18 protein-coding genes are annotated in these 20,764 nt (G+C 43.8%); 5 read left to right on the top strand and 13 right to left on the bottom strand.

Annotated features, from left to right (window positions below):
- Positions 1–39: 39 nt before the first annotated feature.
- Positions 40–246: a hypothetical protein gene (locus tag Q3A68_RS15050; RefSeq protein ID WP_302901930.1), complete on the bottom strand. Its 207-nt coding sequence runs from the start codon at positions 244–246 to the stop codon at positions 40–42.
- Between the two features lie 98 nt (positions 247–344).
- Here Q3A68_RS15050 and Q3A68_RS15045 point away from each other — a divergent pair, with 98 nt between their 5' ends.
- Complete coding sequence (locus tag Q3A68_RS15045) at positions 345–569, top strand: hypothetical protein (RefSeq protein WP_302901929.1); 225 nt, start codon at positions 345–347, stop codon at positions 567–569.
- A 164-nt stretch (positions 570–733) separates the two neighbouring features.
- Here Q3A68_RS15045 and Q3A68_RS15040 read toward each other — a convergent pair whose 3' ends face one another.
- Positions 734–1,075: a hypothetical protein gene (locus tag Q3A68_RS15040; RefSeq protein ID WP_302901928.1), complete on the bottom strand. Its 342-nt coding sequence runs from the start codon at positions 1,073–1,075 to the stop codon at positions 734–736.
- A gap of 156 nt (positions 1,076–1,231) precedes the next feature.
- Between Q3A68_RS15040 and Q3A68_RS15035 the strand changes: the two genes are divergently transcribed.
- A complete protein-coding gene (locus Q3A68_RS15035; RefSeq protein ID WP_302901927.1) occupies positions 1,232–1,903 on the top strand; it encodes an SOS response-associated peptidase in 672 nt (223 codons plus the stop codon).
- Here Q3A68_RS15035 and Q3A68_RS15030 read toward each other — a convergent pair.
- Positions 1,868–2,326, bottom strand: coding sequence for a hypothetical protein (locus tag Q3A68_RS15030; RefSeq protein ID WP_302901926.1), 459 nt, complete (start codon positions 2,324–2,326; stop codon positions 1,868–1,870). The two genes, Q3A68_RS15035 and Q3A68_RS15030, sit on opposite strands and share 36 nt — an antisense overlap.
- A 34-nt stretch (positions 2,327–2,360) precedes the next feature.
- On the opposite strand from Q3A68_RS15030, the gene Q3A68_RS15025 reads away from it, so the two are divergent.
- Positions 2,361–2,585, top strand: coding sequence for a hypothetical protein (locus Q3A68_RS15025; protein ID WP_302901925.1), 225 nt, complete (start codon positions 2,361–2,363; stop codon positions 2,583–2,585).
- A 151-nt stretch (positions 2,586–2,736) separates the two neighbouring features.
- Here Q3A68_RS15025 and Q3A68_RS15020 read toward each other — a convergent pair whose 3' ends face one another.
- The 8 genes from Q3A68_RS15020 to Q3A68_RS14985 all read right to left on the bottom strand — a co-directional run bounded on the left by Q3A68_RS15020 (position 2,737) and on the right by Q3A68_RS14985 (position 10,956).
- A complete protein-coding gene (locus tag Q3A68_RS15020; protein WP_302901924.1) occupies positions 2,737–2,970 on the bottom strand; it encodes a hypothetical protein in 234 nt (77 codons plus the stop codon).
- A gap of 43 nt (positions 2,971–3,013) precedes the next feature.
- The gene (gene mobC / locus Q3A68_RS15015; protein WP_302901923.1) at positions 3,014–4,930 is read right to left on the bottom strand and encodes a conjugal transfer protein MobC; all 1,917 of its coding nucleotides are present in this window, start codon (positions 4,928–4,930) and stop codon (positions 3,014–3,016) included.
- Between the two features lie 2 nt (positions 4,931–4,932).
- Positions 4,933–6,153 carry a relaxase/mobilization nuclease domain-containing protein gene (locus tag Q3A68_RS15010; RefSeq protein ID WP_302901922.1) on the bottom strand — a complete coding sequence of 407 codons (1,221 nt, stop codon included), beginning with the start codon at positions 6,151–6,153 and terminating at the stop codon, positions 4,933–4,935.
- On the bottom strand, positions 6,120–6,530 hold the full coding sequence (locus Q3A68_RS15005) for a plasmid mobilization protein (protein ID WP_302901921.1): 411 nt from the start codon (positions 6,528–6,530) through the stop codon (positions 6,120–6,122). Before Q3A68_RS15005 ends, Q3A68_RS15010 begins: the two co-directional genes overlap by 34 nt.
- A 36-nt stretch (positions 6,531–6,566) precedes the next feature.
- Positions 6,567–6,899: a helix-turn-helix domain-containing protein gene (locus Q3A68_RS15000; protein ID WP_302901920.1), complete on the bottom strand. Its 333-nt coding sequence runs from the start codon at positions 6,897–6,899 to the stop codon at positions 6,567–6,569.
- 132 nt (positions 6,900–7,031) lie between these two features.
- Complete coding sequence (locus Q3A68_RS14995) at positions 7,032–7,640, bottom strand: TetR/AcrR family transcriptional regulator (RefSeq protein WP_302901919.1); 609 nt, start codon at positions 7,638–7,640, stop codon at positions 7,032–7,034.
- 265 nt (positions 7,641–7,905) lie between these two features.
- Positions 7,906–9,714, bottom strand: coding sequence for a right-handed parallel beta-helix repeat-containing protein (locus Q3A68_RS14990; RefSeq protein WP_302901918.1), 1,809 nt, complete (start codon positions 9,712–9,714; stop codon positions 7,906–7,908).
- Positions 9,715–9,828: 114 nt separating this feature from the next.
- On the bottom strand, positions 9,829–10,956 hold the full coding sequence (locus Q3A68_RS14985) for a phosphotransferase enzyme family protein (protein ID WP_302901917.1): 1,128 nt from the start codon (positions 10,954–10,956) through the stop codon (positions 9,829–9,831).
- 923 nt (positions 10,957–11,879) lie between these two features.
- Between Q3A68_RS14985 and Q3A68_RS14980 the strand changes: the two genes are divergently transcribed.
- Both Q3A68_RS14980 and Q3A68_RS14975 read left to right on the top strand, forming a co-directional pair.
- On the top strand, positions 11,880–14,558 hold the full coding sequence (locus Q3A68_RS14980; protein ID WP_302901916.1) for a ThuA domain-containing protein: 2,679 nt from the start codon (positions 11,880–11,882) through the stop codon (positions 14,556–14,558).
- A 59-nt stretch (positions 14,559–14,617) separates the two neighbouring features.
- Positions 14,618–16,969: a TonB-dependent receptor gene (locus tag Q3A68_RS14975; RefSeq protein WP_302901915.1), complete on the top strand. Its 2,352-nt coding sequence runs from the start codon at positions 14,618–14,620 to the stop codon at positions 16,967–16,969.
- Between the two features lie 106 nt (positions 16,970–17,075).
- On the opposite strand, the gene Q3A68_RS14970 is transcribed toward Q3A68_RS14975, so the two are convergent.
- Complete coding sequence (locus tag Q3A68_RS14970; RefSeq protein WP_302901914.1) at positions 17,076–19,664, bottom strand: bifunctional YncE family protein/alkaline phosphatase family protein; 2,589 nt, start codon at positions 19,662–19,664, stop codon at positions 17,076–17,078.
- A 159-nt stretch (positions 19,665–19,823) separates the two neighbouring features.
- On the bottom strand, positions 19,824–20,744 hold the full coding sequence (locus Q3A68_RS14965; protein ID WP_302901913.1) for a metallophosphoesterase family protein: 921 nt from the start codon (positions 20,742–20,744) through the stop codon (positions 19,824–19,826).
- Between the last annotated feature and the right edge of the window lie 20 nt (positions 20,745–20,764).

Raw genomic sequence — 20,764 nt, 5'->3', positions numbered from 1 at the left:
ACAACGCCAAACTGGAGGGCCTGGCGTTGTGTAAGATCACTATTTCGTTTTCTTCTTCTTGTTTTCTTTGTACCTCATGTCCGGTGTACCGTCCTTTTTCAAATGTTGCTTGTTCTCCTTATAACGCATGTCAGGAGTGCCATCTTTTTTGGTGTGTTTGGCTTTTTGTTGAGGTAAAGCATAAGAAGAGGTAACAGCGCCGAAACTCATTGCGGCAATCATTACCATAGCTAAGAATTTTTTCATGAATTTGGTTTTTGATTAAAACTAAGCTAGCTAAAGCAAGGATATTTTCCTAATTTTTATTTACGCCAATTACAAGTACGATAATATCTTTGCGCGAAATGGCAACTCACAAATATGCTGCACATACGGAAAACCGTATTTTTTACTTTTACATCACCAATCAAGGAGACAATGAAATCAATATCACGATGTATAACACGCCGTATACATTAATTAAGAATGGCGAAAACTGGGAGAACCATCATTCAAATAATTTTGCAATGGCCCAACATTTGATCGACGCTGTCATTTACTCAATAAAGAACCGCATTGTGGCCGAATAATGGGCAACCCTATTGGTAATAGATGTGGCCTATTGCCGAGACGTTCTGTCCAAACCCCATAGATAACATCACATAGCATGCTAAGATCAGGCAAGCCTATAAAAAGTAAAGCCCAACATAGTGATTGGACTTGACTTCTGCTGCTGAGCAACAGGATTGCTATATTACTCAATTTCTTGTAAGACTGAATTCGCAATATTTCTTATCTCGGTCCAAGGATCTGTATCAAGTGCTCGTTCATCCCAGACGCTTTTATCACCTGAATTACTCAAAAGATTCAACGCCGAATCTATCCTGGCAAATTTTTCACGAATGCTTTCTGGTATTGAAGAATCATTTTGAGTTTGAGCTTTAAAAGCTGGGTAAACATCATCGAACTTAAGGGCCAATTCATCTAAGCACGGAAATGAACCCGGTTTCTTTAAATATTCACGTTGATTGTCTGAGGTCGCTGCCAACATTTCGATAGATGACATTAACAAATTATTAATTACGTATTTCTTCATGTTAGCCTATTTCGCCCGATTTTGTACTTCCATTACTCATCTGGCGGTAGGGTAAAATCGATTCCTGGCAATTCTTCCTGTGTACGGTACCAAATTCTATGTTGCAAATTAAACAATGGGTTTTGGACATCCGCCGGATAACTGTAATTTTATTTCATGTGTTCGATCTATACAGTAAGTACTAATCCCTCGCTAGTTGGAAAATATTTTGCACAGGAAATCCGGGGCAGTGCTCAGCGCCAAAGCAATAATGTCCGGATCACTGAAGAGACGATGGTGATCACGGCAGATGAGCCGAACACGATTCAATACATGCATTTTGGTTTGGTTGCGACCCAGTCGCCAACGTTTAAATCGGAATACTCCACCTTTAATGCAAAAAAGGAGAACTTATTAAGCAGCAGGCTTTGGGCGCCGTTATTTCTTGGCCACATGCGATGCTTAGTACTGGCAGACGGGTTCACCGAGCCGCAAAAAGTTAAAGGGAAAACCCAGCACTATCGCTTTACAGTACCCGGCCAGGAATTGATCACCTTTGCAGGACTTTATGCGTGGTGGTATGCTCCTTATACAAAAGACAAATTCGGATCCTTCGCAATCATAACTGTTCCCTCAAATGAGCAGGTGGGAGAAGTACACGAGAAAGGGCGCATGCCGGCAATTTTGGATGTAAACCAGCGTGATGAATGGCTAAGTATGCAATTACAACCACAAGAATATCTTGACCTGTTACAAACATGGCCGGATAGTCGCATGAAACGGGAGGAATACGACCCTTTTGACAAAAAGAAATTACCGCCGCCAAATAACCTTGAGCTCCCTTTCTGATTGTAAGTCCAGTTCCACTTTTGCTTGTCGTAATTTTGTCCGGTAATAACTCACCTCCTGCAGTTTGCTGCGAAACTTCGGTTCAAAGTATGGCGGCAGACGACATATGTTACCAGGATAAGGATCATGTTTGATATAAACCTCTGTATAGGTGATCGAAGTAATTTCTGTGATAACGCCAACAAGAGCTTGAATATCTTCAAGGTCAAAATCATTGCCGAAATAATAAATACCACCATTACAATCGGGAATTAAATTCAAAATGTTATACCCGGCACCGTACACATGCCAACTGTCGCCTGCCCCCCCTATTTGGGTAACCCAGAGTGGCACACGATGCTCACCGCAAACCCAATAAAGCATAAATCCCCTATCTTCAGCTCCACTGTTCATTCCTGCAAAATTTGCTAATATTTTTAGCATTGTCAAGGCCGAAAATATTATTTACTTTTGGGATATGGCAGAAAATCCCGTTAAAGGGTTCGGACTATCGTACAACGAAGAACTGATTTATTGTGAAGTTGTGATGCACGAAAACCATTATGAAGTGCTGTTTAACGGGAACTGGATAGCCGCAATAGAAATGAACGGACACGGCAGGTGGATGCAGGCCTCAGGTATCATATTGCCTCAATCTATTATACACGAAATCGGCGAAAAGATCGGGCATTTTTATGGTTAAATGGTTTACCTTAAACTTATAGAAATTGACCTTACCCATAAACCCGGGTCAATGCCCCTGTTAATATATTCGAAAAGCCGGCTGGGCAAATGTTCTCATGAAAATGCCGTCCCTGAAAAACCCGGACTTGTCCTGGTAAATAAATCTAAAATTAAGCTCTTTTACTGAGTGTTGCGAGCTTTTTGGCCACAATGCATAGTAACTCGGCTGGTACAGGCTGATCAGCAAGTGCCCGGTAGCAGCCTTCTTCATCAGGTTCAAAAGTTACTGTCGTTTCACCAATAAGTACTGCAAAGCGATGGGTATAACCCCAACGCTCAAAACGGGCTTTGAGTTCCTGTTCTGCGCCCTGGTAAATTATAGGTAAATTAAATGGCTCGTTCATGTTTTGTACATACAAATATACACTTTGCTGCCTGCTGAACGCACTAATCGGCAACTACAGCTGAGATTAACGCCAGTATATTCGCTTTTATACGTTGGTAATTGATCATTATTTCATTGGTACTTACGTTACGGACTTCAGGTATAGGCTGATAAGTGTCTTCTTCCTGCCGGATGACGTTATGGTCATTCTGTACTTCGTTATGAAAAACCTTAAGTTCTATCTTATCGGTGGGGTCATCAGCTACCATACCGACGAATTCGCCGGAAGAAAGCGTAGCGATCCTCGAGGCCGGGATGGCGTAATCAAGTTGGGTGGAACGACTGACGGATGTGTCCATCGCATTGACCGATATACTTTCTTTGACTTGGTTGATCTTGCCGAAACGTTCAGACAATTGTTTAGCGGTATCACCGGTAACCTGCCCGCAAATGATATTGCCGACAATATTGATAATCACCTCCGCCTGTTCCCGGCCATAGTCTTTTTTGAGCTGGCTGTAATCCTGAACAACTAAGGTAACGGCGACCTTATTGGAACGGGCCGTAGCAATCAGGTTGTCAATACCGTTAAAATAGATCGTCGGAAATTCGTCAAAGATAAGGCTGCATTTCTGCTGCTGCTTCCGGTTGACCAGTTTGTTGATGCGATTGACATAAAGGGAAAGCACGGCACCATAAACCTGCGCCTTCTGTGGGTTATTCGCCAGGCAAACAATTTTGGGATTGGCAGGATTGTTGATGTCCAGTGAGAAATCGTTTCCGCTGAGTACATAGTACAACTGCGGTGAGGACAGCCTGGCCAAACTGATCTTGGCGCTTGCGATCTGTCCCTCCAATTGCTCATAAGCTTCATTCTTCCATGCCGAAATAAACGGGTTGATCAATACTTCGATTTCTGGTTCCGTGCTTAACACCGCGAACAAGTCTTTGTAGTCGGCCAGGGATAACTCGATGACATGTGGTAAGGTACAGTATTTACCGCCTTCGTATTTTTTAAGAAACCAGATCAGGGCGGTTACAAAATTGATGGGCGATTCCACGAAAAAATCGCCTTGCCTTTTGATCCATTCGCGGTTCAAACCGAGCATGATCGTTCGGGCAGATTCGATGGCATCGGTAATATCCAACATGGTTTCCGGTTCCAGCGGATTGCTGCGATGCATGATATTTTCAAAATTGATCACATAAAACGCTCGCCCGCCGTTTTCCCTCAATGCGTTATAGGCGATCCTGGAAAGATCATCGTATTTAAAATCATAAATCAGCATACTGAAGCCCTTCCGGATATGCTGTGTAATGATGTGCCGGATGACAAAGTAGGATTTCCCTGCTCCCGGGCTGCCGCCAACCAAGGTGCCGCGAAAAGGATTGATGATGTTGATCCAGCTATCTCTTGTTTTACCTTTTAACTGGTATTTGGCAGGGAGATTGACGGAATATTCATTTGCCAACAGCCTTTCTTCCTGCGGGAAGGTTTCATTCTCTTTATTAAAGATATCGCTACCTAATTTGAGTTTCAGCATCCGAAACAACATGCCGCCGCCGGTCATAAACAAAAGGTATCCGAAGGCGGTGCTTGCTACATAAACCGCCGCGATCATCGTGTAAGACAACGGCAACGCCAAAAACAAGCCGCTGATAAAATAAACCACCAACCCGGTCATGCAATAGGTCAGGATCGTTTTGGGCCTGATCTTTTCGTCCCGTTTACCCCTGCTGCCGATAAGGGAAACGACCAGCAAAAGCAAAGCGCTTAATTTAGCGATGAACACCGTTTTGAAGACCGCCATTTTAGCAAGCGGCAATAAAAGATGGTCAAGGACCTTGTGCGTTAATTTTAATTCCCGGAACGCCGGGTAACAGCATAGATAACAGTGAATGACCAACAGGGTAATACTTAAAAGCCGGGTAAAATCAATGATCTTACGCAAGGCCTGTTCATTTTCTCCGGTTTGCATAATTATAAATTCAGTCCTTTCCGTTTTTTCTTTTTGAATTTGTGAAGTGCCGCCAGGTCTTCGCGTTCCGCCGCAAACAGAATGTCGATCAGCTCATCAGTGCGCGCAGCTATTTCGCCGGTTGTTTTATTGAGAAAAACATCATGATCATGCTGCTGACGGGAGGTCTTAGTCGGCGGTTCGGGCAGGAACCGGCCGCTGAGCAGATTGGCGCTGTATGCTTTGCCAAGGTCACTGCCGTTGAAAACGGCCTTGTTTTTATGATTGATAAAGGTCACGCCAAAAAGGCGTCCTTCATCGTTTTGCCGCAGGATAACCTGGATACCATTTTCGTAAAGCACTTTTTGAAAACTGCTTTTGCTTTGTGGTTTGGCCAGTACGGCATCCAGTATTTTAATCATCTCAGCTTTGAAAGGTTTGCGCAGTTGCTCGTTCAGCCGGAATTTTTCTTCCAAAGCTTTTAAGGTCGGCTTACCATATATCGCACTGGCTTTAATTGCCACGCCAACCTTATTGCCCTGTTGATCTGTTATCCGGTAGACCAACCCTCCGCGGGCATACATCCGGGAGTCTTTGGAACCCCGGTCAGCCTGGATATGATATTGTTGTAAAACCGCATTAAGCTCGGGTAGGCTGGTAAACTTATAAGCTCTTAATGTAAAGCCCAGGATATTGGTGATCGCGCGTTGGGTTTCGGCCTTGCCATATTCCGCCGGAGCTATATCCGCTTTCAGATCGGGCTTTTGTGTGGGTTGTTGTTCCGCTTTAATCAGACCATATTTAATTTCGATAGCCTTGCGTGTTTTTTCAGATTCATTTTGCCCCAGGTAGTGCAGGCTGATCTGCTCGCCGTCGCGCTTGATATTGGTGGTTACAATATGAATATGAGGGTGCCCGGCATCTTCATGCCGGTAAACCAGATGAGGTTGTGTTTTGAAGCCAATACCATCCAGGTAATCACTTACGATCATGCGTAAGGTCTCGTCGGGTAAATATTCACCGTTCGGAAAATTCAGGGAGATATGTACCGTATTGATTTTTGCGCGCTGGTTCATCGCAGCCAGGTCGGTCAGCCTGAAAAGCTTGTCGTTAAAAGATAAATCCTCCGGGTCCTTAGGATAGCCGGCCGCTGCTATCAATACGGCTTTCCCGAGTTTTACTTTGTTTTCGTTGTAGTTGAGCGCCCCTATCAAGCTTTTACCGCTCTTAATTTTTGCGACCATATATCCGCGTATTGGTTCATCCGTTCCTTGATCTGGGCGATAGACGGCTCCAGTTTGCTATTGATGATGCTCATTAAGTTCATCCATAAACGTGTATCCGCGCAGTCAGGCGCTGCCTTGATAGTGTGCATCGCCTGGTTCAGGTTGTTACCGATGGCATTCAATTCCCGGCGCAATAAAACCAGTTCTTCCAGGACATCATCCATGGCTTTATCCCGGTAGTTAACCGTCACCGGTTCTTCCAGGAGCACACTGCGCATATACTCGCTCATTTTCCTGAATTGCGTTTTTTGAAACCTGGCTTTCAGCAATCGGTACTCGTCCGGTTTGAGCTGGAGAGTGTACCCTATTGATCTGTTTTCTTCCTTTTCACTCATGTTCGTTATCTTAAATAATCCGGCTGCGGAGGGTTTTTACCTGGACCGCGGCCGACTGTTGTTGGCGGACATCATAAAGGTGATATCCTCATAATCATAATAAATAGAACCGCCTATTTTGGTAAACGGGAGGACACCGCTATCTCTTAAGGATTGCAGGAAGCCATGGGAGATGCCGAGTAGTTTCTTGACCTCGGCGGATTTGAGCCACTTCTTTCCGGGTTGGCCGTTGATGCATTCTTTCATGATACGCTTCAACTCCAGCAGTATATCTTCCTTGAAATCTACCAGGTCTCCCTGGGTGAGAATCTGGTCTCTTGATGGGACAATGCCGGACATCCTTGACCGTTGTACTGTTGTTTTATCCATAACAATCTGATTTATCGGGCTTCGAAGTTGGTGAATGCCAGAATCAGGAAATGACAACTTTAGTGCACGTTGTGTTATTTAAATTTTGCCCGGAAGGACGGCGAGAAAATCAAAAGGGTAAAGCTATTTCAATTAAGCTTCTTTGTAGGCCCAACCCACGATCTGGCCTATGGCCTTTAATATATTTTCTTTGCCGGATTCTGTATTCAAATCGATTCCGGCAAAGTTGCCCCCATTGTTAAGGGTATGAAGGATAGTATAATAAATGCCGCCGACCAGGAGGGCGGCGATAGCCCGAAAGTTAACTTTGCCATCTGCAAAATGCGGATCCGCCAGTTCCAAAAACTCCTGCCCCATCGACTCTCTTGTATTATGGATACTTCGCATTAGCGGGCTCTTCACGGAAAGTTCCCAAAGAATCAATCGTTGCATATCTTTCTGGGAGGAAAAGAATTTGAATTGATTTTGCAAAATCTCAATAATCATATCTTCACTCCCGGCAAATTCTTTATTAAGCAGCATCTCTTTCATCTGATCTCTAAATACCATCCAATAATCGTTCTCAAGGATATAGGCCTCCACCAGATAATCTAAACTGCCGAAATACCGGTAAATGAGTTTACGGTCTACTTCGGCAATTTTTGCGATTCGGCTGATTTTTAAATTGGTAAAACCCTCTTCTTTGATGATTTTGCCAACTGCAAGAACCAACTTCCTTTTGGTATTTTCCTTGTCCTTCATCTGTAGGTTTTATATTGTGAACAAATTTTAATAAATTATAAAGTGCGCCAGATTGCGTGAATCATCTAATCCATAAAGGACAAGAGGAGCCTACCACTACCTACCTTATCTATAATATCTATTGCTCTAAATTCTTCAGAAATATAAAGAAGGCCATCTGTAAATAGTGTTGAATAATAGATAAGGGCTTCCATAGTATCAAAACGTCAAATATTTCATTCTTTAATTTATTTGGTGTTGCGTTTAACTTGCGGTTCCGTTTCCTTTATTCTTCCAAATCCACTTTCAAATCTGTTTTGACATCGCTATATCCCATTTTTACAACATCCACCGATGGTGTTTCAAGCGAATAAAACCGATTCTTGTCCACTCTCACATTTTTACAGGCCGTTAACTTTATTGTTGCTTTATTATTCCCTTTTGCAGATAAATCAGCTCCTCTTATTTTATTTTCTGAAAACAAGAGGTGGTCAACGCTTCGGGCCGAAAGCACCCCATCTGTACATAAATTAAAGGTGTTGTTGATAATACGGATATTCCGATGCACCATATTGCCTACAACCAGTTCATGGTTCTCAGGAGCTATATTTATTGCTCCGCTGCCTGAATTATAACCACAGCTTTCAAATAAATTATTTCGAATGGTAACATCCTGAACAGCTCCTGATTCGTACCAACTGGATGCATCATCGGCAATTAATATTGGAAACATACCCGTATGATAAAAAACATTATTTTCAATTAATACCTTGCCACGTGTTGTAATGAGCAAGCCCCGGGTATCTGTTCGTTCAAAGCGACTATTACGAATGATCACTTCCGGAGTCCAGGTAAGATTCTCAATGCAAAGCCCTGCTTTTACGAAACAACCCAGGTCCCCCTTCACTTCAATTTCCATTTCTCTGTGACTGATCAATTTTGCAGTTTTTAACTTCGCTGTACCCAAAGGCATTAAAGTTTTCGGATCAATAAACGCTATGCTATCTCCTGCAAAGAATGCTTCAAAACCGTACGTTTGATCATGCATAAAGCGAACTTTTATTTTTTTTGCTGAATCGACGGCTATAATCTGCAAATGGGTACCATGCACATTCACCGGATCGTCGTGGGAGCCGGAAGTCACACAACTGTCTATCTTTACCAGTCCCTTACATCCGGAAAAATGAAAGCAATCAGCAAAAGAGGCTATGACACGGCCGCTGCTTTCGCGCGGCACAACCCTGACTTTAACCAGAGAAATATTTTCTGAAAACTGGGAGACAATACCCAATCCGTGCATATAATGCATTTTCACATTTTCTAGCGCAATGTTTTTACTCAGCGAGATAAAACCCCCGCAATTATCGCGGTAGGGGTCTCTTACGGTCAGCACATCTCCTCCGTGAAAACCTGTGCCAGCAAACTTCCCTTCAAACCTTACCTGAAAAGGGCCGGTTTGGACAGCCCTGGCCCGCATAAAAGGGCTAAAGCTGCTATAACACAATGTTTCATTTTGCGGATCAAACAAAATAGCATGATATGCCCTGGCCTTCCAACCCTCACCATAAAAACTGATGCGGCCGCTATCAATAGAAAATTTTGAATCAGGGTGAATCTTTGCTTCAATCACAGTATCAGTTACCGATTGAATGGTTAACTCTGACATGGTCGGCCGCTCGTAATCAAAGCTGATATCCTTAAGTTTAACATTCACACTATTCAGAAGGGCAAATGACACCATTTTGCCGTGCAATACCACCAGGGTATTGTTGCCGTCAAGGGTTAAATTCCGGCAATGCTCAAACAGGAATGCAATGCTTTTAACTTTTGGCAACGTATCATTTTCAGTACAGTTTGATATATACAGTTCGCGTTTAACTGCCTTTTCAGGCCATATATCTATTCGGCCGCCCGGCAATAACAAAACAGCACTCTTTTTTGCATTACAAGTTTCAATGGCCTTGCGAATGCCCGAGGCGGCATCTTGAAAACTGTTTGATTTTACTCCATAATCAGAAGCTTTAACAACAGTTTGGCTCAAGGCATGCTGTGTGCATAATAGCAGGAAAACAGCGCAAATCTTTTTAATTAACATCGAGGCGATTTAAGTTATTGACCATAATTTGATGTTTCCGCCAAAGCTGGCTTGCCGCCCGCAGTGTCGTGAAAAATGACATAACCAAAAGGATTAGTTGCTTTTTCATGGCTTTTAATTAGACACTCCCAGTTTCAGCATACCTGATTTTTCCGTTATAATATCCTGCAATAATTGCTGATTACTGTAAAGTTTTTCGAAAAGGTTGAATTGCGCCCTGGCGCGTTGGAGATTATGGCCTTCAAACTCTGTTTTATAATATTTATCACCGTTTATATGATCGGCAAGGAACCTCACCGCCTGCATATAAGGAAATAATAAAACCCCCATCAAAAGTGAATCTATTTCGTTGCTTGTTAAAAAAGCTCCTGCTTCGTGGAAGTATCCTTCAGTGTAAGCTGCAAAAAGCGGAATATTTAGTCCTATTTTATTTATATCCGCTTCATCTTCGGGAGCCTTATTAATGATGGTGCGAATAGCATCTCCAAAATCAAAAGCGACATAACCTGCCATTACCGTGTCCAGATCAATCACACACTGAGATTCATCATTTTGGCTAAGCAATACATTGTTGAATTTGGCGTCATTGTGAATTACCCGCTTAGGAAGCGACAGTAACTGTTTGGGCTGCTGAAAGTATTGCATAAACTGGGCATATTTTTTTATGGCTATCAACTCCTCCTCAACCAATATTGCCCGTCCGCAATTATCAAAAAATACAGCGCTAGCCAATTGCTCCAACCTTATTTGAACATTATGAAAATTGGGTATCACATCGTAAATAGCATGGGGCGATACATCCGATAACATGGCATGAAACCTTCCAAACGCTTTGCCGCCTTCATAAGCCTGCTTTGCTGTTTGAACGACATCATAGCTTTTAGTGTTGACAAGAAAATAGCACATCCGCCAGAAATTGCCATATTGATCCTTAAAAAAGTATTTCCCCCCGGTGGTCGGTACCAACGTTACCACCTCCTTTTCAGCGTCGCCTTTCCCGTTGTTTTTCACTTTGTTTTTAAGGTGATTTATTACGAAGCATGTATTTTCACTCAGCTTTTCGACATCCCTAAAAACGTTATGGTTAATGCGCTGAAGTAAATAGTCAGTATGAGCGCGGTCCCGGCCTTTTAAAAAATAGGTATCGTTGATATGACCGGAACCGTAGGCTCTCACACTCCGTTCATCTGCCTTGCATTTGAATTGTGCAAGGATAGCTGCTATATTTTCGATGTTTTTCATTAACTATATTAAATCTGATAATCTATTATTTCCTATATCTGATCTAAGAGGTTCGTCAAATTAATTTACTCCCACTGGCCAGTTACCGGATGTTTTGTTACTGGTACATAAAGGCATTGATCAACCATCTTATCCTGCCAATCGGGACATTTATGATCATAATCCTAAAGGTTCGTTATTGAGATTTATACCTGCCAACGCGTGATCGGCAGTTTATCGTAAATGTAGCATTACAAGTATTGAGTAGATAATTATTAAATAGCAAATAGCCACGCAAACGTTTGTCTTTGAGACAATTTGAACACATAACATACCTGTACATTTCAACATATTTTTCATATTATTAATTTTTTTTGTCTTAAATCCTTTCTTCTCCCGGGAGAGCAACAAAACATTATCAAAAAAAAATGTCATTGGAAGAATACTAAGCGCAAACGTTTGCATTGGGGCTTAAACAATGAAACATGAAAACATGATGATCAATGTGCTGAATTAATAAGCCTCGAAAACATGGGCCCGGAGGGGGCACTTTGTTTCTTTTTGCTAAAGATCACTTAAAACCGAGGCTATTCTGACTTTAAGCGCTCGGCGGGTGAATTAGCCCGGACTATTGAATTGTTGAAGCAGTGGGCCAAAGCTAATTAGCGTCTCATTTGCAATAGATTCACAGCAGTTATTAACTTGTATCATTTTTGCAATTTAAGCTGTACCCGCTACTGATGAGATTAAAAATCGCCCTGCTATTACTTTATTTTTAGTTATACCTTTTTATGACGGAAATAAGGCAACAAATCAACCCAAAATATCACCGGCTCCCTGGTGTTATCACTTTTCCCCTTATTTTTATATTTTCATCTACCCCCTCCCCCATTTTCAATTGTATAATGGATAAAAAGTATGATATAATTATTTAAAGATCGCTCATGAAATTAAAATTTACCCTACTGTTACTCGTTGCCCTGCCGGCCTTGTTTAACTTTAGTAATGCCGCTACAAAACGCCGCGTATTGGTTTTCACCAAGACCCAGGGCTTTCACCACAGTTCCATCATTACAGGTGCTGCCGCCATCCTGCAGTTAGGAAATGCCCATAATTTTGAGGTGGACACCACTTCAGATGCAGCAAAGATCACTGAGACCAATCTCAAAAAATATGATGCGCTTATTTTCCTGAATACGACTGGTTATATGCTTAACAACTACCAGCAGGCAGACCTGGAAAGATATATTCAGGCGGGCGGCGGTTTTGTCGGCATACACGCTGCGGCCGATGCGGAATATGACTGGCGTTGGTATGGCAGGCTTATTGGAGCTTACTTTGACAATCACCCAGCCATTCAGCCCGCTACATTACACGTGACCGATAAAAATCACCCTTCAACCCAGGCACTGCCCGATGAGTGGAAAAGAACGGACGAATGGTATAATTTTAAGAATATCAGCAAAGATATTCATGTGCTGATCACCATCGATGAGAGCAGTTATAAAGGCGGCACTAACGGTGCCGGGCATCCGATGGCCTGGTACCATAATTTTGAGGGAGGCCGTGCTTTTTATACTGAACTAGGCCACACCGACGAATCCTACAGCGACCCGGCTTATTTAAAACATTTACTGGGGGGGATTCAGTATGCAATGGGTACGCAGAAAAGGTTAAATTATGCCAATTGCACTACTTTACGTGTACCGGAAGAGAACCGGTTTGTAAAAACGCAACTGGTAACCGGCACTTTTTTTGAGCCGACAGAAATGACGATCCTGCCCAACTTTGACATACTGGTGGTGCAACGCCGCGGTGAGATATTACTTTACAAAAACGATACAAAGACCGTAAAACAGGTAGGCTATTTAGATGCGTACTGGAAATCGCATACCCCTGGTGTTAATGCCGAAGAGGGTGTGATGGGAATACAAGCCGATCCTGATTTCAAGAACAACCATTACGTTTATATTTATTACAGCCCAGAAGACACGTCGGTCAATCGCCTGTCGCGGTTTACTTTTGTAAACGATACCGTCGATGTTAAGACAGAAAAGGTGGTGTTGCAGCTTTATTCGCAGCGGGAGATCTGCTGCCACACCGGCGGGTCTATTGCCTTCGGCAATGATCGCCAGCTCTTTCTATCTACGGGTGATAATTCCACGCCTTTTGATGAGGGCAACCATGCCAGATATGATACCCATGCCTTTGCTCCATTGGATGATCATCCTGGTCATCTCCAGTATGACGCACGGAGATCAGCAGGTAATACGAATGACTTGCGCGGAAAAATATTACGAATAAAAATGAACACGGATGGCAGCTACACCATCCCCGAGGGAAATTTGTTTAAACCCGGAACAGCAGGCACACGCGCTGAAATCTATGTGATGGGCGACAGGAACCCTTATAGAATTTCAGTTGACCGAAAGAATGGGTTCCTTTATTGGGGCGAGGTTGGCCCGGATGCCAATGCTGATAGTCTTGATACCCGCGGTCCACGTGGATACGACGAATTTAATCAGGCACGCGCTGCAGGCTTTTTCGGATGGCCACTATTTATCGGACCAAACATCCCTTATCGCCGATACGATTATGAAACAGGCATATCCGGAGAAGCGTTTGACCCGCAGCACCCTGTTAATAATTCACGTAACAATACAGGGCTAAAGGAACTCCCTCCAGCACAGTCTGCGCTTATCTGGTATCCTTACGGGCCATCCAATGATTTCCCACAGGTAGGCACAGGTGGCCGCACAGCGATGGCCGGTCCGGCTTACTACACTGATATGTATCCAAAAGCAACCCGTTTGCCGGGGTACTATGATAAAAAGGTTTTCTTTTATGACTGGATACGCGGTTGGATTAAAGTATTGACCTTGCTTCCTAATGGGGACCTGGACAAAATGGAACCCTTTATGGCAGGGACCAAGTTTAATTCGGCAATTGACATGGAGACCGGGCCAGACGGAAGGATATATGTGCTGGAATATGGCTCAGGCTGGTTTTCTAAAAATAAGGATGCGGGTTTAGCCAGAATTGATTATAACACCGGAAACCGGGCGCCTGAGATAACCAATATCACCGCCAGTAAGGCTTACGGAAAGTTGCCGCTGCCGGTGGTATTTAAAGTATTCGCCTCTGACCCTGAACACGATAAACTAACGTATACCTGGGACCTGGGTAATGGTGTAAAAAAACATACGCTGAAGCCTGCCCTGGCGCACACCTTTACTAAAAAAGCAAAATATAATATATCTGTTGAGGTGACTGATGAGCAGGGAGCGAGCGCAAAAAGTAAAATAGTATCTGTACTGGCGGGCAGTGATTCAGAACTGCTAAAAAACAAGCTTGCGATGGAAAAGGCAAATGGGGCGGGGCAGGCACTGATGATGTCGCTTGATTGCAAGGCTTGCCACAAAGTGAACGAAAAGTCCGTCGGCCCGGCATTTTCCGATGTAGCCAAAAAATACAACAAGAGCGATGCAACAACAGAGAAGCTAACCCAAAAGATTGCTAAAGGCGGCCACGGCAACTGGGGGGATGTAGATATGCCGGCTCATCCCAATTTAAAACCCGAGGACGCTAAAAAGATCATCAACTGGATATACTCTCTTAAATAAAATAACTAAAATCCCCACTGGTGAATGCGGTTCACACCGTTTTCACCGGTTCTATTATAATGAAAAAAATAATCATTCTTATTTTAACGCTGACTTGTTTTTGTTCAGCATATGCACAGTCTGGCTATCAACTGTCGGGCACTATTACCGATATCCATGGGCAACCTGTGCCGGGCGCAACTGTGAAGCTTTTGAACACGAATTATATTTCCAGTTCTGGTAAAAACGGAAAATTCCATTTTGCCCGGGTACCGGCGGGTAAATACACCGTAAACATTATCGATCAACATTTTGCTGAGGTGAATACAGAAGTAACGATAAGCGACCGGGACCAGGAAATTACTATTCAGCTTATTGAAAGTAGCAAGAGGCTGGATGAGGTTGTGGTGACCGCCCAAAAAAGAGAGGAAGAAGTGCAGCATGTGCCTGTCGGTATTTCTACCTTATCGGCTAAACAGATCCAGGACTACAGGGTCTGGAACCTAAAAGATATCACCGCAATCGTTCCCAACCTGTATTCGGCCAGTCCCGGTGATAACCGCAATGTAACCGGCATCCGTGGCATAACAACCACATCGTATGACCCGGCTGTTACCACCTACCTAGATGGCGTAAGCCAGTTCAGCCTGGACACCTATATACCGCAGCTTTTTGACGTAGAACGGGTGGAAGTTTTGCGCGGGCCGCAGGGAACGTTGTATGGCCGCAATGCCATGGGCGGGGTGATCAATGTGGTCACCAGGCAACCCACCAATGAGTTTAGGGGATTTGCCGAAGCCAGCGCGGGTAATTACGGGCAGCAACGTTATACAATCGGCATAACCGGCCCCTTAGTGACAGATAAATTGTTTTTCGGTGCAGCAGGACTTTATAACAGTCTTGGCGGATTTTATACTAACCTTTTCAACAATACCAAACTGGATAAACAGCATTCTATTTTGGGTAATTATTATCTGAAATACCTGGCTTCGGAAAAGTTCTCTCTTACTTTAAACGTAAAGAATTATATAAACCGCAACAACGGGCCGTTCACTTTAGCCGGAAGTCCGGCGGATGCATTATCCCAGCCTTTTAAGCTAGATCAGAACGCGACGACCACCATGATCGATAATATCTTCAATGCATCATTGGCGGCTAATTACGCCGGTCGTGCTTTTAATTTCACCTCGGTAAGCACCTACCAGGAAAACTACCGGTATTACACTAAGCCCATAGACGGTGACTTCTCCCCTCTTGACGCCGTGTCTGTGATCAATAATTATGGTCATGCATTTAATAAAGTTAAGGTGGGCACGCAGGAATTCAAATTCTCGTCACCTGCGTCTGAAAGTAATTTCAAATGGGCTACAGGGTTATATGGGTTCTATCGTTACGCCCCAACTAAAGTAGGCACTCACTTTGGTGACGATGCTGCTGCTGTTGGTTCGCCAATGAATGACTTTACCAGTATAAATACCAATGTAGAACGTAATTATGGTGCTGCTGTTTACGGCCAGGCGACCTATAGCTTCAATGCGCAATGGGACGTCACCGCGGGTATACGTTATGATTACGAGCATAAAAAAGAAGAGGTGAAGGGAGAGTTTCAACCAGACGGAGGTGCTGCAGAGCTTACACAAAATGATACCTCGTCAACTGCAACCTTCCATGCATTTACTCCCAAAATAAGCCTGTCGTATCACGTTACTGACCGCAACAATGTTTACGCCAGCTACAGCCGCGGCTTCAGAGCCGGTGGCATCAGCCAGATCTCTTCGGATCCTTCCGAGCCACCCTTGTTTGCCTACAAACCTGAATATAGTGACAATTACGAGATCGGGTCAAAAAATAGTTATTTCAATAACAGGCTGCGGGTAAATCTTTGTATATTCTATACATTGATTAATAACGCCCAGGTTCCTACGCTAATATTGCCAGATGCTATTACGGTTACAAAAAATGCGGGCAAACTCAACAGCAAGGGCGCCGAAGCGGAAGTAGCAGCCACCCTTTTGAAAGGGCTGGATGTCTACTACAATTTTGGATACACCCATGCGCGGTACACCTCACTTGAACTGCCAAACAACGGCGCAGCAGTAAACTTAAAAGGCAATCACCAGATCTATACGCCGGACGTAACCTCTATGCTGGCATTACAATACTCCTGTCCGTTGAACCAAGGTGTTAAACTGGTGGTACGGGGCGAATGGCGGTATTTAGGCGACCAGTATTTCGACCTGGCCAATCAAATTGAGCAAAAAGCGTACAGTATATTTAATGCGCGGCTTGGCGTAAGTACTAAAAGATTCGATCTGTTTTTGTGGGGAAGCAATTTAGCGGATAAGCATTATATAGATTACGCTTATGATTTTGGCGCTTCGCATTTAGGCAATCCGCGTGTGTATGGCGCTACGTTGCGCACCCGATTCTGACTAACGGAATAGGGGAAGCCGGTTTATCGGGAACATTCTCCGGTAGCATAAAATCCTCAAGGCAGTTTTGAGCGGCCTTGAGGATCAAATCCAGGCAACCAATATATTAGTCATCGTCATCCTTTAATTTAGGGTCTGCTTTCAGGCCAAGCGCTTTTAAACCTTTTCCATGCGCCCCAAAGTATTCTTTGGGAAAAGGTTTATCACCATAAATTGTGGACCAAATATATTCACTGAATATCAAAGCATCTCGATCGATCAGATCGGGCTTAGAAAAATCCATTTTCTGGGTTAAAGGCGCCAGCCTTGCCGTTGTTTTATTGGCTATCTTTTTCTTTGGCGGGTTCATTTCATTTATAGCGACACCAGGCGTTAATGACGAATAGCCCATATAATCGGGATCTTCCTTGAAACAGTCTGTCATCAAAGGCGCCATTGCCACTATTTGATTCATAGGCTGCACGCCAAATATCTGGCAAATCGTATGCAGCACTGATGCCTGGTTGTAAAATTTGCTAACTATGGCATTACGCTTTACGTAAGGACCTGCTACAAAGCAAACCGACCGGTGACCATCAATATGATCTGCGCCGCTTTGCGCGTCGTCTTCATTCACAAATATGACCATATCTTTCCAAAAAGGGCTTTTCGAAAGCGCTTCGATTACTCTACCTGTTGCCAGGTCATTATCGGCCACGTAAGCGCGCGGAGAGGGTAGATTTTCGTCATACCCGCTGGTGTGGTCGTTAGGCAGGTAAATAACAGTAAAATCAGGGAAGCTAGCTTTTGCCTGATATTCCTGTAGTGCTTTAATAAATAAATCAGCTCTGATTTGTTCCGGAATAGTTAAATTCCAACCCGGGTAACGCAAATCGCTATATTTTTCCAGGCTTTTTGCCTGATAACTGCATTTGTACCAGATCGAATCGCTTTTGTCTTTCCATGCATTGTATAAATCTCTCCAGGTTTTACCTTTTGTCACTTCAGCTAAATCAAACTCGCCAAAATTTCTGAAAGAAATACCTTTGCGCAACAGGTGATCCCAAATAAAACCGCATGCGGCATAGCATAAGGGATCTGTGCCAAAATCATAAGCACAACGTCCGGCTGAAAAGTCTTTTTCGTGGTATGGCGTAGTAATGCCCTGGGTCGCCCATTGGTGCCCATCGCTTGAGTTAACGCCGTTACAATAATAATTGTCCAGTAAAACAAATTGGGCGGCAAGGCTGTGCGAATTGGGGGTTACCCGTTTTGAATATTCAACAAGCGTAGAGTCACAATTTCCTTTTCCAAAATCGCCTAATTCCTGGTCGAATTTTTTATTTTCCCTGATGATATAGACAACATGTTTTATAGAGGAAGGTTCACCCACATTTGCCGGAACCGGTTTAGGCCTGGCATTTAAATCCGCTTCGGCCTGCGCCCTGAGCAACTCTATAAAATGAAATCCCTTTTCAGCTTCCGCAGTATATGCATCCAGTTGTGATTTAGTGCGGGGCAGTACCACCTTTTGTAAGGCCCCCTGCTTAAGCGGGGTAACGTTACCAATAAACAGATCATGCCCGGCAGCGCACACTGCCCCGGGAAATCCGCCGCCCGCAATAAAGCCGTATGGGCCTTTTTGCGGTTGCTTAGGGTCAATAAGCGCGATGGCATTATTGCCTGCGTTGGCGGCATATAATACGCTCCCGTCCGGGCTAAATGTTACCGCTGTGGTAAGGCTTCCATAAGGCAGAGACGGATCAGGTTTTGTATTAATGGTTTGTACAACTTTAAAAGTTTTGGTATCCACCACACTGATACCGTCGCCGCTATCATCGCTGACATAAAGCAGGTTGCCGTCGGGCGACAGCGCCATTGATTCGGGGTATATGCGGGTTGGGATCTCATCAATCACTTTCCCTGATTGAATATCGATTACGGTAACCGAACCGCGCAATGCTATAGAACGGTCGTCCACAGCGACTTTTGTTCCGGCAGATACCTCTGTTCTGTCTCCCTTTTTTGCCTGGGGGCCGCCGAAATTACTCACAAACGCGAACCTTTTGTCTTTGCTGATAATTACAGCATAAGGGCAAACGCCAACCGGAATTTTTTTCAATACTTTACCTTTGGTAACAGCCACAACTGCTACCTGGTTAGCAATAGCAAGGGCCACATAAGCAATGTCCCTGTCAACCAGCCCTATACCTAAAGGTGTTGATGTTTTTTTATTAACAGATAGATCAATCTTTTTTGCAAGTTTGAATCCGCCCGATTGACTAATATTTCCGATGTACAGGTTTCTTTCTGCACCGGTAAAGTAAACGGTGGAATCGTTGCTGTCAAGGGTCAGGCCATACATGGAACCTGATTCGCCTTTTTCATACTCGAACTGGTTAAGCACCTTAAAGCCGTCCGCATCGATAACAGACAGCCCATCGAGGTTTTTTGAAACGAGAAATTTCTTTTGCCGGGCCAACGCCAGGTTCAATACCCTGGTGCCTTTGGCCAGGTCAAGACTTTGCCCGGCAGGGCTGTATATCTGGCTGTTTACAAACATTTTGTCACCTGCGGAACGCTGGTACCATGAAGTATCAACGGGGGCTTTAACGTCCTTTCTCCGTTCAGGATCTTTGGGTGCCTGGGCTTGTATGACTTGACTAACCAAGAGCAAAAAGGGCAAAAATATACTTGTTGATTGTAGAACTTTCATAGCTAATAAATGGATGTTATAAAATTAGAAATTGGTCATCAAAACTAAACAATGCCCTGGTAGCATAAAATCCCCAGGACAGTTGTAACCTGCCTTGGGGACTAATGATAAAAGAGCTACTGCGAACGCTAAAAGGCGGACACAAATAGGCGAATCTCATCAAAAAGTATGGGGGAAATATTCATTTTCAACGGTTCCGTCATCATACAGATTTAATAGCGCATAACCTGGCGGGGTTTCCAGGTAACAACCCGGGCCCGCCGATTCTGCATCGCCCTTACCCCACCAAAAACCGCTCATAGCGCCATTGCAGCAATATAAAACATTATTATATGCTGTGTGGTCCGACAAATGATTGTGACCGCTTAAACAGATCTTCACTTTGTCGCGGTGTTTGTAAAACAAATCTTTTAACTTCTTGCAATCAGAATGACCGCCGCCAACCAGCACCTGTGTGGCGCCCAAAATTGGGAAATGAGACATCAGCAATGTGGGGGTAGATGCCGGTAATTTCTCCAGCTCATCCTGCAGCCAATTGAACTGTTCAGGATCAAGTGAAATATTGCCATTATTCCCATCAAGCACGATAAAGTGCCAGTTTTTTTTGTGAAAGCTATAATAACGATGCGGAATTTTCAATCGTTTAACGACGTATTCTTTCCCGTACATTTCATCCTCTTTAGAGGGTGCCTTCCACCACGGATCATGGTTACCGATACAGCTATGCACTTCATAGTTATCCAGCTGCGCTATGCATTCATCCCAAATACGCCATTGCTGAATCACCTGATCGTATTTTACATTATCGTAGGATGCATCCATAATGGAGTCCCCCCCGTTTAAGAAAAAATCGGGCTTGTGCTCGGCTATAATATGCTTTAAACAATTTTTGAATCGTTCTGGTGCATTATTCCCGTCTGTAATGTGCACATCGGTAATATGAGCCACCTTAAGTGCCAATTTTTTTCGTTTGCTGTCTTGCTGTGTATCTGTAGAAGCCAGGGCCGGCAGGCCACCGGTCATCATTAGACCGGTGGCTAACCCGGCTGTTTTTAATAAAGATCTTCTGTCTAGTTTCATCTTTTTGTCCATAGAAATTA

Source organism: Mucilaginibacter tolerans (assembly GCF_030519375.1).
Taxonomy (GTDB): domain Bacteria; phylum Bacteroidota; class Bacteroidia; order Sphingobacteriales; family Sphingobacteriaceae; genus Mucilaginibacter.
This window is presented reverse-complemented; position numbering and strand designations above follow the sequence as displayed.

Excerpts from the sequence above, each read along its gene's own strand:
- Q3A68_RS15050 (WP_302901930.1), bottom strand. The coding sequence starts at position 246 with ATGAAAAAATTCTTAGCTATGGTAATGATTGCCGCAATGAGTTTCGGC.
- Q3A68_RS15045 (WP_302901929.1), top strand. The coding sequence starts at position 345 with ATGGCAACTCACAAATATGCTGCACATACGGAAAACCGTATTTTTTAC.
- Q3A68_RS15040 (WP_302901928.1), bottom strand. The coding sequence starts at position 1,075 with ATGAAGAAATACGTAATTAATAATTTGTTAATGTCATCTATCGAAATG.
- Q3A68_RS15035 (WP_302901927.1), top strand. The coding sequence starts at position 1,232 with ATGTGTTCGATCTATACAGTAAGTACTAATCCCTCGCTAGTTGGAAAA.
- Q3A68_RS15030 (WP_302901926.1), bottom strand. The coding sequence starts at position 2,326 with ATGCTAAAAATATTAGCAAATTTTGCAGGAATGAACAGTGGAGCTGAA.
- Q3A68_RS15025 (WP_302901925.1), top strand. The coding sequence starts at position 2,361 with ATGGCAGAAAATCCCGTTAAAGGGTTCGGACTATCGTACAACGAAGAA.
- Q3A68_RS15020 (WP_302901924.1), bottom strand. The coding sequence starts at position 2,970 with ATGAACGAGCCATTTAATTTACCTATAATTTACCAGGGCGCAGAACAG.
- mobC (WP_302901923.1), bottom strand. The coding sequence starts at position 4,930 with ATGCAAACCGGAGAAAATGAACAGGCCTTGCGTAAGATCATTGATTTT.
- Q3A68_RS15010 (WP_302901922.1), bottom strand. The coding sequence starts at position 6,153 with ATGGTCGCAAAAATTAAGAGCGGTAAAAGCTTGATAGGGGCGCTCAAC.
- Q3A68_RS15005 (WP_302901921.1), bottom strand. The coding sequence starts at position 6,530 with ATGAGTGAAAAGGAAGAAAACAGATCAATAGGGTACACTCTCCAGCTC.
- Q3A68_RS15000 (WP_302901920.1), bottom strand. The coding sequence starts at position 6,899 with ATGGATAAAACAACAGTACAACGGTCAAGGATGTCCGGCATTGTCCCA.
- Q3A68_RS14995 (WP_302901919.1), bottom strand. The coding sequence starts at position 7,640 with ATGAAGGACAAGGAAAATACCAAAAGGAAGTTGGTTCTTGCAGTTGGC.
- Q3A68_RS14990 (WP_302901918.1), bottom strand. The coding sequence starts at position 9,714 with ATGTTAATTAAAAAGATTTGCGCTGTTTTCCTGCTATTATGCACACAG.
- Q3A68_RS14985 (WP_302901917.1), bottom strand. The coding sequence starts at position 10,956 with ATGAAAAACATCGAAAATATAGCAGCTATCCTTGCACAATTCAAATGC.
- Q3A68_RS14980 (WP_302901916.1), top strand. The coding sequence starts at position 11,880 with ATGAAATTAAAATTTACCCTACTGTTACTCGTTGCCCTGCCGGCCTTG.
- Q3A68_RS14975 (WP_302901915.1), top strand. The coding sequence starts at position 14,618 with ATGAAAAAAATAATCATTCTTATTTTAACGCTGACTTGTTTTTGTTCA.
- Q3A68_RS14970 (WP_302901914.1), bottom strand. The coding sequence starts at position 19,664 with ATGAAAGTTCTACAATCAACAAGTATATTTTTGCCCTTTTTGCTCTTG.
- Q3A68_RS14965 (WP_302901913.1), bottom strand. The coding sequence starts at position 20,744 with ATGAAACTAGACAGAAGATCTTTATTAAAAACAGCCGGGTTAGCCACC.